The following is a 13630-nucleotide window of genomic DNA, read 5'->3' on the forward strand; positions in this document are numbered from 1 at the left end:
GGTCGGAGCAGGTTTTGCAGCGGCTTTTGAAGCGGGGTGAAAGTCAGGAAAGCTGCACGGCCCCGAAGGCCAGAGCCGCGATCAGCGTCCAGGACAGCAGCCCGACCGCGAGCGCTCGACTGCCCGTGCGCAGCAGGGTGCTGAGGTTGACGGCCGCACCGAGGGCGAAGAGCGCCATGGCCAGCAGTGCGGTCTGCACCAGGTCGGCGACCTCGAGTACCTGATCGGGCAGCGGAGCGAACGTGCGTATCAGCATGGCCACGATGAATCCGGCAACGAAAAGCGGAACGATCGGTGGAGGCTTCGGCCGGTTGCTCCGGGTGGCCGGTTCAGACACAGCGGCGTCGCCGGCAGTCGGGTCGCCGGCAGCAGACCTGGATACATCGGAGGCAGCGGGAGCGGCGGCATCCGCCTCGAGAGTGGCAAGCCGGTGGCGCTCGACGATGGACGCGACGGCCACGACCGGGGCGAGCATGAGCACGCGGGTGAGTTTGACGACGAGGGCCACCGCGAGCGCGCCCGAGCCGGCAATTTGCGCTGTCGCGACGACCTGGCCGACGTCGTGCACGCCGGCGCCGACCCAGTGTCCGAATTGCAGACTGCTCAATCCGAGCGGATGCCACAGCAGCGGCAACACGGCGATCGCGAGGGTTCCACACAGGGTCACCAGGGCGATCGGGGTGGCGGTCTCTTCATCTTTGGCCTTGACGACGCCGCTCATGGCGCCGATGGCGGAAGCGCCGCAGATACTGAATCCGGTGGCGATGAGCAGGGGTTGACGGCCGGGCAGGCCGAACCAGCGGCCGAGACCGAGGGTACCAGCGAACGTGAGCAGCACGATGGCGACGGTCGTCACGATGGTCACCCAGCCGAGAGCTGCTATGTCGACGAGGCTGAGTTTGAGGCCGAGCAGCACGATTCCGAGCTGCATGAACGGTTTGGCCGCGACGGCCAGCCCGGGCGCGAGGGCCCCGGCGAGCACGGGACGTGCGGCCGGGATCTGGCCGACGACGATTCCGAGCACGACGGCCATGGTCAGCAGCGGGACCGCGGGGACGGCGGCATGCACGCCCCAGGCAGCGAGGGCGGCGAGGGCCGCCACGAGTACTCCCCGAAGCCACATTCAGACAAGTCTAGGCGCGCTGGTTCGCTGGACGGGGCCCAGCTTCTAACCTGGGCCACGGTTCATAAGGTGGGCCCGGCGCCTCAGACCGACACGCGCCGCAACACCGGCGCCAGGCGCGCGGCGAAGACCTCGGCCTGTTCGACGCTGGCCGACGTATAAACGCCCGACGCGTCGAGAAAATTCAGGCTGCCGAGAAATCCGGCGTCGTCGACGATGACGGCGTTCACTGTGGCGGTCAAGTTCGGTGTGGTGAGCGCTCCAAAGCCGCCCGCCTCGTCGTCGGCCAGAAAGGAACGCTGCCCGATGACACACTGCTCGACCCAGTTCGGATCCAGCTCCGACGAGATTCCGCCGAGCTGGTAGACGTACGGCCGGCTGGAGTACACGCGTACCAGATCCTCGAATTCGTCCCGCCAGAGTGACACGGTGACCAACTGGGCGCCGACGGCATCCGCGGCCTCGATGGCGATGTCACAGAGCTGGGCGGCAAGATCCGGCGATAGCGTGAGGTCGGCCACGTCTTCGTGCTCGCGCGGAAGTCCGATGATCGGCACCGCGCCGGCGAGCACACCGACGATCGGAATCGCCCCGGTGAGCAGCCCGAGCCCCGCCTGCTTGCGCCGCGACGTTGCCCGGGAGAGCATAACGACCCCGAGCAAGGCCGAGCCTCCCCCGACCAGCGCGGCAATCGTCGGCACTTCGCCGAGCAGCAGCCAGCCCAGGAGCAGCGAGAAAATCGGCACGATCAGCAGCAGCGAACCGCCCTCGGCTACGCTCGTACGCGACAGGGTCTGGTTCCAGAGGCAGTAGCCGAGCACGGTGCTGACGACCACCAGTACCACCAGCGCCACCCAAACGGATGCCGTCAGCCGACTGGGATCGACCGCGAACCGGGCCGTGGGCAGCGCGGTGAAACCGCCGATGGCACAGCCCCAGAACACGGTTTCGATGGGAGATACCCGCGCGAACAGCGGCTGCTGCACGATCAGAAAGACCGACAGCAGCAGAGCGGCGCCCACGATGAGGAGGGCGGTGCCGTTGAACCCGGTCGCGCTTCCGCCGCCGAGCGTGATCACGATGACGCCGCCGACCGCGATGACCATGCCAAGGTAGCCGAGCCGGGTGGTGCGTTCGACGAGCACGAAGTAGCCGAGAATGAACGCGAACACCGGCGAGATATTGAGCAGCAGGCTGGTGGTTCCCGCGGGAACGGTGGCCTGGCCGAGGTTGAGCAGCATGCCGTAGCCGGCATAACCGCAGAGCGAGACGGCGATCATTCGCGGGATATCGTGGCGCCGCAGCGTGAGCCGCTGCCGGGTGATGAGCAGATAAAGGCCGATGATGGCGGCGCCGACGAGAAAACGCACGGCGGTGAGATCCTGCGGGGAGAGCACTGTGAGGGCTTCACGCGTGGCGACATACGTCGGCGCCGTGGCCGCGACCATGAGCACATCGGGTCGAGCCAGCCAGCGTCGCACGAGACCCGATTCCCTTGAAGTGTGTCTCGAGACTAGTGCAACGCGGCCGACCCAGGTAAAAACGCGTTCAAAACGGGGCCCACGGACGGGGCCCGGGCCCCGTCCGAAGTACTACGGGCGACCGAGGCCGTGATAGGTCCAACCGGCAGCACGCCAGGCTGCGGGATCGAGGGCGTTTCGGCCGTCGACCACGGTCTTGGTACGAACGAGCGCACCAGCCCAGACCGGGTCGAGGTGCCGAAACTCGGGCCACTCGGTGACGAGCACGACGGCATCCGCTCCCCGCAGAGTCTCTTCGAGCGACTCCTCATAGTTGAGTTGCGGATGCCGCGCCCGCGAGTTCTCGATGGCCTGCGGGTCGGTCGCCACCACGTCGGCACCCAGGCCGCGCAACTGCACGGCCACGTCGAGCGCCGGCGAGTCACGCACGTCATCGGAGTGCGGCTTGAAACTCAGGCCAAGCACCGCGACCTTGGCGTTGTAGACGCCGTCGCCGAGGGCCCCTACGGTCAGGTCGACCACGCGCTGGCGGCGACGCAGGTTGATCTTGTCGATCTCCTTGAGGAAGGCTACGGACTCGCCGCGCCCCAGCTCTTCGGCGCGGGCGGTGAAGGCACGGATGTCTTTGGGCAGGCACCCACCGCCGAAACCGACGCCGGCGCCGAGGAAGCGGCGACCGATGCGGCCGTCGTAACCGATGGCATCCGCCAGCTGGGTGACGTCGGCACCGGTGACCTCGGCGATCTCGGCCATGGCATTGATGAAGCTGATCTTGGTAGCGAGGAACGCGTTCGCGGCGACCTTGACCAGCTCCGCGGTCGCATAGTCGGTGATGACCAGGGGGGTGTCGGCAGCGAGCGCCGTGGCGTAGATCTCGTTGAGCAGCGCGGTGGCATGCTCGCCTTTATCGCCCGGAGCGACGCCGTAGACCAGGCGGTCGGGGCTGATGGTGTCCTGCACGGCGAATCCCTCGCGCAGAAACTCGGGGTTCCAGGCCAGCGAGGCGCCGCTGCCGGACTCGATGAGCTCGGCCAGGCGCGCGGCGGTTCCGACCGGAACTGTGCTCTTGCCCACGACGAGGTCACCGTCGGCCAGGTGCGGAATGAGCGATTCGATCGACGCATCGACGTAGCGCAGGTCGGCGCTGTAGCTGCCGAGCTTCTGCGGGGTTCCGACGGCGATGAAGTGTACCTGCGAGCCGGCGGCATCCGCTATGTCGGTGCTGAAGCGCAGGCGACCGCTGTTCATGGCGGACGTGAGAACCTCGGGCAGGCCAGGTTCAAAGAAGGGTGGCTTGCCGATGGCAAGCTGGGCGATCTTGACAGCGTCGACATCGATACCGATGACCTCGTGCCCCAGCTCGGCCATGGCCGACGCGTGCACGGCTCCCAGGTAGCCGCATCCAATGACAGAAATTCTCATTTATTCCTTTCGGTCCTCCCAGAGCATAGTGGGCGCTGCACGTCACCCCAATTCGAGCAGGTTAACAAACGGATGCCGGGCCGTCACGCACGTACCGCCGGTAAAATTTGCGACTCGCCGTGATTCGGGCAGGATTTGCCCGGAGAGTCGCAGATCTACCGGCGTTACGTACCAGCGAATGACGCGCGCGCGGGTTACGCGGTGGCCACCACGCGGCGGCGCTGCAGCCCGGTTTCGGCGAGGCCGGCAAGCAGCACCAGCAGGGCACCGCCGAGCACGCTGCCAAGGTCGACGCCGGTTTTCGCGAGCGACGAAGCGGATGCCGGTTCCACAACGCGCACGCCCAGGTCGAGCACGCGGGTTGATCCGTTCGGTGCCAAGCCGACGACCTGCAGGGTGTGCAGTCCGGCTGCGATGCTCGTGGGCGCGGCGAAGTTCTTAATTACCGGCATAACGTAATAGCGGATGCCGCCCTCGGCTGCGCCTACGCCGTGCGGCCCAGCAGGTACGCGTTCAGGGCGTCGGTCAGCGCCTGATCGGCGGGAAACGGCTCGCCGTCGAGGGCGACCACGGACACGGCGAGGCGCACGCTGGAGACCAGCCAGGCGGCATCCGCGTGGCGAAGTTCCTTGAGCGTGACGTCGCGGTATTCCACGCGTGAACCCTGCGCGCGCAGGTAGTCGAACATGCTCTGCTGCGTGGTGCCGTGCAGAATAGCGCCGCTCGGCGCGGGCGTCACATACTCGCCATTGATGCGCAGCACGACACTTGAGGTCGGACCCTCCATGACGAAGCCGTCGGTCGTGAGAAAGATGGTGTCGTCGGCGCCACGACGGTGCGCCTCGCGAATCGCCGCCATGTTCACCGCATAGCTGAGCGTTTTCGCGCCCATCAGCAGCCAGGGGGCCTTCTCGGCAGCCCCGCGCGGATAGCCGCGGTCGAGAGTGATCACCCGCACGCCGTTCGCGCGCACCGCCGTGAAGTCCGACGCCGCAGCCGCGTGCAACCAGGCCGTGGGCGCCGGACCGTGCTCGACGCCGCGGCTAAGCACGAACTTGAGGGCGATCTCGCCCCGCTGCGGAATGCGCGACACGGCGTAGGCGATCGCGGCCCGCCACTGCTCGGCATTCGGCACCGGAAGCTCGCAGATGCGCGCAGAGTTGCGCAGCCGGCTGATGTGCGGCTCGACCTCCTGCGGGTGGCCGTCGACGACGGCGAGGGTCTCGAAGATTCCGTCGCCGCGCTGGGTGCTCAACTCGCCGACGCGCAGCGCCGGGGCGGTCGATTCCATCTCGTGGAACGTGTCGCTGAAGTCCTGCTGCAGCGAGTCGGCGGGCACGGGGTCGATCAGCAGGGTGAAGGGCAATCTCATGCCCCTGAGCCTACTTCGCGCCCGGCTTGGGTGGGCATCCGCTCCGGTGAAACGGATGCTTCCACCCGGGCCCGCCGCGTCGCCCGCGAGGGGACGCAAGAGCGCGGAAAAGGACGGATTGCGCCCCCTCACAGGCTGGCGGCCTACCTGGGGCCGTCGCGGCGTCGGCGGCCGAGCTGAGGCCGCCTCGGCCAGTTAGCTCTGGAACGCGACGATGGGGTTGGTCGTGGGCTGGTCGGATCCGCCGTTGGGTTCCACGGTGACACCCACCTGGTCGCCGGCGTGCATCGTGCCGTCAAGCACGCGCCAGGCCGTACCATCGCCGGTCGAGTCGAAGGTTCCGGCCGAAGCTGCGCCGTCCCCGTTGATGTACCAGAGTTGATAGTCCTGATCGCTCGGCAGCACGGGCAGTTTGTCAACCAGCACCGCGGAGATTCCAAGTTTGTTCGACCAGACCAGGGTTGCTTCCTGCCCGTTAGCGGTGGTCGTCGCGGCGCGCTGCGAGTCGTCGGCCGCGTTGATCTGGGCGAGTCCGGAGGCCTGCTGGGACTCGAACTGGTTGCTGTTCAGCACCTGACCGAAGAAGGATCCGCCAATGAACAGCGCGACCGCGGCCGCGGCGGCCAGCATGAACTGTGCCGGACGCTTGAACCAGCGGGCCTGGGCCCGCTCGGTTGCCGTTCGGTGCGGGCCGGAGCCGGTACCAAAATTGATGTCCGTGACCGCCGACGCGGAGCCGGCGGGCGCGCCGCCACCGGAATTCGGCGTCGTGGAGGTCGGCCCAGCGGGCAGGGTCGGGGTGGCGATCGGGGCAACGACGGGAGCTGCGTTGGTAACGGAGGCGAGGGCATCCGTTGTGCCGGCCGTAAGCGGCGGAAGCTGCGGGGTCGACGCGAGCAGGGACATGAGGTTCGCCTTGAGCGCGGCGGACGGCTGCACGGGCGCCACGGCGAGGCCGAGGGCCACCGCGGTGTCATTCAACTCGGCAGCCTCGATGCGGGCCCGCTCGGATTCGGCGAGGAGCGCTTCAAAGGTGGCCGTGTCGTCGGCGTCGAGGGCGTGCAGGGCATAAGCGCCAGCCAGATCGGCCGGGTGCTGCTCGTTACGGCCGGTCATGATGCCACGCCCAATTCGTCGCGCAGACGGATGAGGCCATCGCGCAACCGCGTTTTCACGGTGCCCAAGGGAATGTGGAGCATATCGGCGACCTCGCTGTGACTGAACCCGCCGTAATACGCGAGGCTCACAGCCTGACGCTGCAGCTGAGTCAATCGAGTCATCGCCCTCTCCACCCTTTCATGTTCGAGTCGTACTTCAACAGTTTCGGCCACGTGATCGTAGGCAACGGCCAGGTCACGGATTCCAATTTTGGTATCACGGTCGCGTCCGGCCTGCGACGACCGAATTCGGTCGACCGCTCGCCGGTGTGCCATCGTGAGGATCCAGGTGCTCGCGCCACCACGCGTGGGTTCGTACCGCGACGCCGACTGCCAGATCTCCAGGAAAATCTCCTGAGTCACTTCTTCCGACTGTGCGTGGTCGACGAGCAGACGCTTGACCAGGCCAAGCACCCGCGGGGCGATCTGGTCATACAGTTCTCCGAATGCCGATTGGTCGCCGCGGGCCACACGTCCGAGCAACTCCTCCTTGGTGGCAGGGGCTGGCGGCGCGAGGTCTCCGGCGGGATCAACAGTCATGAGATCTAGCATGTCAGGTCTTTTCCCGTTGTATGACTAGGGTTCGGTGCGAAGTCGATAACGGATTGGTCTTGGCGGCAAGCAATTCGCCAAAAGCGGATGCCTGCGGCCGCGCTGCGCCGCCGGGACCGGTATGACGCCTCGCGGGGCTGAAGAAGGTCGGGCCGCAGAGCACCTCTCGGCGCGAGGCCGCTCGAAGCGGCGAATAATGGAACCCGGGATTACTGCGGCCCGACCAGACTCCAGTGTATTCGAGCGGACCGGCCGGCGTCGAATGTTCGCCCGTGGCGCACAGGTTGCGCACGTCCGGGCCCACCTTATGAACACGGGCCCAGTTTATAGACTGGGCCCGTGGACGGGGCCTGGGCCCCGACCACGGTGAGAGGGTGCGAGACCAGACTTGAGCGGCAGCCCCTGCGCGAAGGGCTAGGCCCGCCTACTCCAGGGAGTCGCGGCGCCAGAGGCGCGCGCAGGCGGCGAACTCGGCCGCTGTCGTGGAGAATCGCAGGGCTCGCGTGGTCAGCTCCGACGAGCGGTGCGGTTCGGTCAGCTCGAGATCGTCGGCGATGCTCGCGGCCCCGACGGCGGTGACCCGACAGTAGGCGGCCCCACGATCCAGCGCCACCGCGAAGTCGCCGGTGAACAGTCCGCGCAGAATTTCATCGGCGAGGATCATGATCTCGGCCGGGCCAGTGGGCACGGCGGCGCCCGCGACGAGCGGATCGATCGTGGCGGCGGCATCCGTTCCCCGTTGGTACAGGTACGCGCACCCCTCCGGATCCTGCCGAATCAGCATACGAATGAGATAGATGCGCCAGAGTGCGCCCGGCAGGCTGCGCGGCGTGGCCCGCGACCACAGCTCAGCGACAGCGTCGATTCCGTTTTCGTCGGTGTAGGCGACCAGGCGTTCGACAGTCTCCGGGTCGGGGTCGCTGCGTACTCGGTTGAGTAGCGCCTGCGCGGTCTCGTGCGCGACGCGGCTGATGGCCGCCGGATCGTCGCCGCCCTGGAATGCCTCGAATTTGATCCCCGCGAACAGGGTGGGCTTGTGAAAGTTGTCGGCCACGGCGGGTTCTCCTTCGGGTTCAGACGGCGGTTTTTTGCTGTCCCCCACGCTACCCAGAAAAGCTGAGCGCGAATCCACGGTAGATTAGAACCTACGGGCCTCTAGCTCAGTTGGTAGAGCAAAGGACTTTTAATCCTTGGGTCGTCGGTTCGAGCCCGACGGGGCCCACAATGATCGCGCACGTGGCGCGGCAGATACGCACTGAATCCACTGGTTTCGGTGCGCATTTCTGTTAGAAGGGCGGAGCGCCGAGATTGCCGGTCAAGGTTCGCTCCTGCGCCCCTAGCGCCCGCGTGGCGAAGTCGGCGGCTTCAAGAAAGGCTGTTGCGGCATCTGGTCGAGCCGCTGCTGAAGCGTTTGCTCCCAGGCGACGACAATCTGACGAATGCGCGCAAGTTTGTCACGGCCCCGGTCGGACACATGCACTGTGATTCGTCTGCGGTCGGTAACGGTCGGTAATCGAAAGGCACACGCCGTGTCTTCCAGTGCGTCGACCGTTCGGCTCAGGCTCGCGTTCGCCATACCCGACACCTCAGCTAACTCCCCCATCGTCGGCGAGTCGAGCCTTTCTAGTGTCTCCAAAATTCGCCACTGATTTCGCCAATGCACTCGTCGCGCAGGCATCGACTTCCCGCCTGCTCTATGCGATGACGCGCGACCGCCAGCTGCCCAAATTCCTCGCCAAAGTGACCGAGAAACACAGCGTGCCGGTCAATGCGACATTTTTGGTCGCGGCCATCTCCCTCATCCTCGGACTGTTTCTGACAGTACTGCCGGATGGACTCGGTGCTATCGCGGCCCTGGTCAACTTTGGCGCGCCAACAGCATTCCTGCTGTTGAATGTGTCGGTCGTGTGGTGGTTCATCGTCAAGCAGAAGTCCCGGCGGTGGTTCGTACACCTGATTTTCCCGGTCCTGGGGTTCGTGGTTCTCGCCTTTGTGCTCTACAACGCCCGAGTGTCCGCCCAAATCCACGGCGTGGCCTGGCTGATCATAGGAATTGTGGTCGCGGTCGTACTCTACAAAACAGGTCGCATGACCAATCCCGTCCCCGTGTCCGCACCGAGCGAAACGCGGTAGCGACATGGCCGTACACCAGCCCACTCCGCTCCCCGAACAGTACTCCTACGTGTTCGGGGGGGGCGCGCTCCCCTGCTGAGCGTGCACCCCGGCGACATCGTTGAGGTCAGCACGGAGGATTGCTTCGGCGGACGGGTGGAAACCCCCGAGGATTTTCCCAGTCAAATTGTGCCGTTCAACGAACTTAATCCGGTCTCCGGGCCGATCGAAGTGATCGGCGCGGAACCCGGTGACGTGCTGGCCGTACATTTCGTTTCAATCATCCCGGCGCGCCGGTACGCCATCTCGAGCACCTTCCCGCTCTTCGGCGCTCTCTCAGAGACGCACGAAACAGCGATGCTGCATGAGCCGCTCGAGGAGCGGGTGTGGTTTTACGACATCGATCTGGATGCCTGGACGGCCACTTTTCGCGCCAAGAACTCGGACTACACGCTCGCGCTCCCGCTCGATCCGATGCACGGAACCGTGGGTGTTGCTCCAGCGGGAGGCGAGGTTCGGTTGGTGGTGACGCCCTCCACCCACGGTGGCAATATGGATACCCCTGAAGCGAGAGCCGGAACAACGCTCTACCTTCCGGTCAACGTAGCCGGGGCGATGCTGTCCCTCGGAGATGGTCACGCGCGCCAGGGAGAGGGCGAGGTGTGTGGCACCGGACTTGAGTCGGCCATGAACTCGGTCATCGCCCTGGGCCTCATCAAGGGCGGCGCTTCGGCGTGGCCCCGACTCGAGAACGACGAGTTCATCATGAGTACCGGGTCAGCTCGCCCCTTGGAAGACGCCTTCCGGATCAGCCAGAAAGACCTTGTGACTGGGCATCCGATCTCACCGGTCTCGACACTCTCGATGCGTACCAACTGGTCAGCCAGATGGGACTCGCTCCGGCCGCCAACGTGTGCGATCCCAATTACACGATGTTGGCAAAACTGCCCAAGTGGACTTTGAAGGATACGCAGGCCTACGGCGGAGTTCACGGTCGTTTGCGCACTGCGGCCGTGGAATACCTGGCAGCACGATAGCGCCGCCGTTGTCCCGCAGGTTCGGGTGCCCCGACCTGAGCCTGTGTGGCGGTGACGGCCCCTGCAGCGCTGTCGGGCGAAGGGCCGACCACGCCCTATCAGGCGAACCTAGGCGGTAGGACGGCATTTAGAGCGCGTAGCGGTGACGGATGTGGTGGCGATCGCCGCTCGCCTGCCAGAACTCGATCTCGGTGGGAAGCAGGGCGTAGAGCTGCCAGTCGGGGTTGGACCGTCCGTCGGCGCCGGGGCGCTCCTCCCAGTCCAGAGCGGATGCCTCAGCCGACAACAGAGACACCGCGCCGACCACTCGCACCTGCCTCCCGAGGGCCGCCCAATAGAAGTTCATGGCCGCGCGCGGGTTGGCGGTGAGCTCGCGCCCCTTGCGCGATGTCCGGGTGCTGGCGAAGTGCCAGGCCCCGAAGTCGACGCCCGCGTTCGTGCCCGAGGAAGCCGGCTCGAGGTTTTTCAGAATGAGCATGCGCGACGACACCTCGCCGGTTGCAGTGGACGTCGCGAGGCTGAAGGCGTGCGGCTGGGGCACGCCGACGGCCAGCGCTTGCTCGAGCCATTTGAGAAAGAGGTCGACCGGCGAGGTCGGCGCCGTGGCCGGATCGAAGGCGGGCAGGTCCGCCGGAAAATCGGGCAGGGCCCGTAGGCGTCGACGCAGGGAATCACTCACGCGGCGAGCCTACCCGTATAGCCCCGAGAGATGGCCTGCTTGCTACCCCTTCCGCGGCCCTACCCGCAGCTCCCGCTGCACCAGCAGCGCGAGCTCCCGCAGCAGCACCTGGTCGACGTCGGCGGCCGAGCGGGGTTGCGAGTCAAACACGCACAGGGCGCCGATGCGCTCCCCTGAGGGCGACTCAATGGGAAAACCAGCGTAGAAGCGAATGAGCGGATCACCCTGCACGAGCGGGTTGTCGCTGAACCGGGCGTCACTGCGGGCATCCTCGATAATGAGCGGCCCGTCGCCGTCAATGGTGATCGCGCAGAACGAGCCGGAGCGGGGCAATTCCGGCGCGTCCAGACCCACCCGGGCTTTGTGCCACTGTCGGTCGTGATCAATGATGCTGATCAGGGCAGATTCGGTGTCGAAGAGGCGTTGGGCGAGTACGACCAGCCGGTCGAATCGGGCCTCCGGCGGGGTGTCGACAATGGCGAGAGCGTCGACGGCCGTCTGGCGCGCGCGTTCCTGGCCGGCGGCATCCGATTGGGGTGTCGAAAGGTGGTCGGTGATGCCGACCCGTGCTGAATCCAAGTTGTCGGACATGGCCTCAGCCAGGAGCACGGCCCAGCGGCGATAGTCGTCGGGGGTGCGGTGCCGGTCTGGAGAGAGCGTCGCCGTTGGCGAGAACGGCACGAACGTGGTGCGCGGCGCGTCGGCGGCGAGCCGCTCGCTCACGGCATTGAGGTCGGTGGCTGACCAATCCGCGATGAGGGCGAGTGGGCCCTTGAAGATCTCAATGCTGCGAATGGGCGGAATTCCGAGCACGAAGATGGTCGTACTGCGTGAAGTCTCACGTTCCAGCATCGCGAGCAGGGCCGCCAAACGGTCGCGCCACTCGGTAACGCTGGTGAGATCGAGCGCTTCATTGACGCCGAGTGTGACGACGACGGCGTCGAAGCGGCCAAGCCGGGTGTCGGCCAGGGTGGTGAGCGCGTTCACGGCGGTCATGGTACGGCTGGACAGAAGGTCGATGTCCACGCCGCGGCCGGTACGGGTCGATAGTTCGCGGGCCAGCCAGCCGGGCAGGGCGAGCTGGTGGCTGAGCACACCCCACCCAACGGCCGGTCCGCCGCCAAGAATGAGCACCCGGTCGCTGTCGATTCCAGCGGCGTGGGCCTGTGGTGCGTCGCTCGGTCGGGGCAAGTGGCGGTCTTGGCGCTCGGCTGACGCCGTCCACACTCGCATCAGGGGGCGGAGCGCCCACCGGGTGAGGTCGTGCATTGGAGCCTTTCGTTCTGACCAGTCTCCCCCGCATCAGGGTCAAAAGCGATTCAAAACAGCGCGGCCACCGCGTGCGCGAGCGTGAAAATGGCCAGACCAGCGAGGGCGCCGACCACGGTTCCGTTGATGCGGATGAATTGCAGGTCGCGGCCCACCTGCAGTTCGATCTTCGCGGCCGTCTCTTCGGCGGGCCAGCGCTCCACGGTTTCGGTGATCACTCCGGCGATCTCGTGCCGATAGTTGGCGACGACGTAACTGGCTGTGTCGGCGAGCCAGCGGTCGATGCGGGAGCCGAGGGCGCCATCCGTTGTGAGTCTCTCGCCGACGTCGCTCAGCGTCGAGCGGATGCCGACCCGCAGCGCGCTCGTCGGGTCGCTCAATGCCTCGATGAGCGACGCTTTGACGGCCTCCCAAGTGTCGCCGGCGAACTCCCGCAGCTTGGCATTGTCGAGAATCTCGTCCTTGAGATTTTCGACTTTGGCGATCATGGCTGATTCATATTGCAGGTCGTGCATGACCTCGCTGAGGTACTCGTCGAGGGCTTTGCGCACCGGATGCCTGCGGTCGTTTCGCGCGGACGCCACAAACGCAAGCACCTCCCGGTAGGCCTTGTCGTCGACGAGTTTGTCGACGAAGCCGGGCAGCCACGTCGGCAGCCGCTGCGACACCACGCGCCCGAACGCCTCGGGATGGGCGCGCAACCAGCCGTCGGCGCGGTCGAGCAGCAGGTCGACGGCCGCGTGCTGCTGCCCGCTCGTGACGAGGCGCTCCCCCACCTTGCCCAGGCTCGGGCCCCACTCGGGCTTCACCAAGTGTTCGCGCGCGACGGATTCAATGAGGTTCTTGATGGCGTCGTCGCCGAGCAGGTTGAGCAGGCCCTGGCCGGCGACGGCGAGCTCGTCGGTGAGGCGTTCGGCGTTGGATGTAGTGGTGAGCCAGGCGCCGAGGCGGCGGGACGGCTGCATGGATTCGAGTTTGCCGCGAATGACGGTTTCGGAAAGAAAATTGGTCTCAACGAATTCGCCGAGGCTCGCACCGATCTCGTCTTTGCGGTTGGCGATGATGTTGGTGTGCGGGATTTTTAGCCCCAGCGGGTAGCGAAACAGGGCGGTCACGGCGAACCAGTCCGCGATCGCGCCGACCATGCCACCCTCGGCGGCGGCGCGTACGTATTCGAGCCAGGGGTAGCTCTCCTGCAGGGCGAACGACACCGTGAAGATGACGGCCATGAGGGCGAGCAGCCCGGCCGCGAGGCGCTTCATGCTTCTCAGGGCGGTACGGCGTGCCTGGTCGTTCGGAGATTCTGCGGGGGACGCGGTTTCTGTTGTCGCGCCCGAGGTCTGGTCGGGGGCGACTTGTTCGTTGCCCGGGGTTCTGCTCTGCGCCATGGCTCAAGCCTGCCCGATTGCGGGGCTGCGCGGGTGCA

The 13630-nt window shown here is 66.2% G+C and carries 14 protein-coding genes and 1 tRNA gene; 3 read left to right on the forward strand and 12 right to left on the reverse strand.

Translation table 11 applies throughout. The annotated features are described in order from the left end of the window. Positions 1–43: 43 nt before the first annotated feature. The 8 genes from BLS91_RS03390 to BLS91_RS03425 form a co-directional block, all read right to left on the reverse strand. Entirely contained in the window at positions 44–1123 is a 1080-nt protein-coding gene (locus BLS91_RS03390; protein WP_092339219.1) for a YeiH family protein, read from the reverse strand. 83 nt (positions 1124–1206) lie between these two features. Beyond that, a complete protein-coding gene (locus tag BLS91_RS03395) occupies positions 1207–2604 on the reverse strand; it encodes a DMT family transporter (protein ID WP_092339222.1) in 1398 nt (465 codons plus the stop codon). Between the two features lie 111 nt (positions 2605–2715). Next, the gene (locus BLS91_RS03400; RefSeq protein WP_092339224.1) at positions 2716–4026 is read right to left on the reverse strand and encodes a UDP-glucose dehydrogenase family protein; all 1311 of its coding nucleotides are present in this window, start codon (positions 4024–4026) and stop codon (positions 2716–2718) included. Positions 4027–4220: 194 nt separating this feature from the next. Then, positions 4221–4478, reverse strand: a complete 258-nt coding sequence (locus tag BLS91_RS03405) for a hypothetical protein (RefSeq protein ID WP_092339226.1) — start codon at positions 4476–4478, stop codon at positions 4221–4223. Positions 4479–4510: 32 nt separating this feature from the next. Further along, a complete protein-coding gene (locus tag BLS91_RS03410; RefSeq protein WP_092339228.1) occupies positions 4511–5398 on the reverse strand; it encodes an aminodeoxychorismate lyase in 888 nt (295 codons plus the stop codon). A 195-nt stretch (positions 5399–5593) separates the two neighbouring features. Beyond that, the gene (locus BLS91_RS03415; RefSeq protein ID WP_092339230.1) at positions 5594–6514 is read right to left on the reverse strand and encodes an anti-sigma factor; all 921 of its coding nucleotides are present in this window, start codon (positions 6512–6514) and stop codon (positions 5594–5596) included. Beyond that, entirely contained in the window at positions 6511–7095 is a 585-nt protein-coding gene (locus BLS91_RS03420; RefSeq protein WP_166789926.1) for a sigma-70 family RNA polymerase sigma factor, read from the reverse strand. Before BLS91_RS03420 ends, BLS91_RS03415 begins: the two co-directional genes overlap by 4 nt. A 436-nt stretch (positions 7096–7531) precedes the next feature. Then, positions 7532–8161: a DNA-directed RNA polymerase subunit beta gene (locus BLS91_RS03425; protein WP_092339233.1), complete on the reverse strand. Its 630-nt coding sequence runs from the start codon at positions 8159–8161 to the stop codon at positions 7532–7534. 95 nt (positions 8162–8256) lie between these two features. On the opposite strand from BLS91_RS03425, the gene BLS91_RS03430 reads away from it, so the two are divergent. Then, a tRNA-Lys gene (locus tag BLS91_RS03430) sits at positions 8257–8329 on the forward strand. A 114-nt stretch (positions 8330–8443) separates the two neighbouring features. Here the strand turns inward: BLS91_RS03430 and BLS91_RS21110 are convergent. Next, the gene (locus BLS91_RS21110; RefSeq protein WP_092339505.1) at positions 8444–8785 is read right to left on the reverse strand and encodes a MarR family transcriptional regulator; all 342 of its coding nucleotides are present in this window, start codon (positions 8783–8785) and stop codon (positions 8444–8446) included. On the opposite strand from BLS91_RS21110, the gene BLS91_RS03440 reads away from it, so the two are divergent. Together BLS91_RS03440 and BLS91_RS03445 are read left to right on the forward strand one after the other, a co-directional pair. Next, the gene (locus BLS91_RS03440; RefSeq protein ID WP_198412719.1) at positions 8734–9240 is read left to right on the forward strand and encodes an APC family permease; all 507 of its coding nucleotides are present in this window, start codon (positions 8734–8736) and stop codon (positions 9238–9240) included. The genes BLS91_RS21110 and BLS91_RS03440 overlap by 52 nt on opposite strands. A gap of 81 nt (positions 9241–9321) precedes the next feature. Beyond that, the gene (locus tag BLS91_RS03445) at positions 9322–10182 is read left to right on the forward strand and encodes an acetamidase/formamidase family protein (protein WP_241983022.1); all 861 of its coding nucleotides are present in this window, start codon (positions 9322–9324) and stop codon (positions 10180–10182) included. Between the two features lie 201 nt (positions 10183–10383). On the opposite strand, the gene BLS91_RS03450 is transcribed toward BLS91_RS03445, so the two are convergent. The 3 genes from BLS91_RS03450 to BLS91_RS03460 are packed head-to-tail and all read right to left on the reverse strand — an operon-like array spanning position 10384 to position 13592. After that, the gene (locus BLS91_RS03450; RefSeq protein WP_092339237.1) at positions 10384–10935 is read right to left on the reverse strand and encodes a pyridoxine/pyridoxamine 5'-phosphate oxidase; all 552 of its coding nucleotides are present in this window, start codon (positions 10933–10935) and stop codon (positions 10384–10386) included. Between the two features lie 42 nt (positions 10936–10977). Next, positions 10978–12204, reverse strand: coding sequence for a GAF domain-containing protein (locus BLS91_RS03455; protein ID WP_092339239.1), 1227 nt, complete (start codon positions 12202–12204; stop codon positions 10978–10980). A gap of 50 nt (positions 12205–12254) precedes the next feature. After that, positions 12255–13592, reverse strand: a complete 1338-nt coding sequence (locus tag BLS91_RS03460) for a DUF445 domain-containing protein (protein ID WP_092339241.1) — start codon at positions 13590–13592, stop codon at positions 12255–12257. Positions 13593–13630 lie beyond the last annotated feature (38 nt).

The organism is Cryobacterium flavum (genome assembly GCF_900103805.1).
Taxonomy (GTDB): Bacteria; Actinomycetota; Actinomycetes; order Actinomycetales; family Microbacteriaceae; genus Cryobacterium; species Cryobacterium flavum.

What these genes read in the sequence shown, in the direction of transcription:
- BLS91_RS03455 (WP_092339239.1), bottom strand. Translation starts at nt 12,204, where the DNA reads ATGCACGACCTCACCCGGTGGGCGCTCCGCCCCCTGATGCGAGTGTGG.
- BLS91_RS03400 (WP_092339224.1), bottom strand. Translation starts at nt 4,026, where the DNA reads ATGAGAATTTCTGTCATTGGATGCGGCTACCTGGGAGCCGTGCACGCG.
- BLS91_RS03390 (WP_092339219.1), bottom strand. Translation starts at nt 1,123, where the DNA reads ATGTGGCTTCGGGGAGTACTCGTGGCGGCCCTCGCCGCCCTCGCTGCC.
- BLS91_RS21110 (WP_092339505.1), bottom strand. Translation starts at nt 8,785, where the DNA reads ATGCCTGCGCGACGAGTGCATTGGCGAAATCAGTGGCGAATTTTGGAG.
- BLS91_RS03415 (WP_092339230.1), bottom strand. Translation starts at nt 6,514, where the DNA reads ATGACCGGCCGTAACGAGCAGCACCCGGCCGATCTGGCTGGCGCTTAT.
- BLS91_RS03410 (WP_092339228.1), bottom strand. Translation starts at nt 5,398, where the DNA reads ATGAGATTGCCCTTCACCCTGCTGATCGACCCCGTGCCCGCCGACTCG.
- BLS91_RS03460 (WP_092339241.1), bottom strand. Translation starts at nt 13,592, where the DNA reads ATGGCGCAGAGCAGAACCCCGGGCAACGAACAAGTCGCCCCCGACCAG.
- BLS91_RS03420 (WP_166789926.1), bottom strand. Translation starts at nt 7,095, where the DNA reads ATGACTGTTGATCCCGCCGGAGACCTCGCGCCGCCAGCCCCTGCCACC.
- BLS91_RS03405 (WP_092339226.1), bottom strand. Translation starts at nt 4,478, where the DNA reads ATGCCGGTAATTAAGAACTTCGCCGCGCCCACGAGCATCGCAGCCGGA.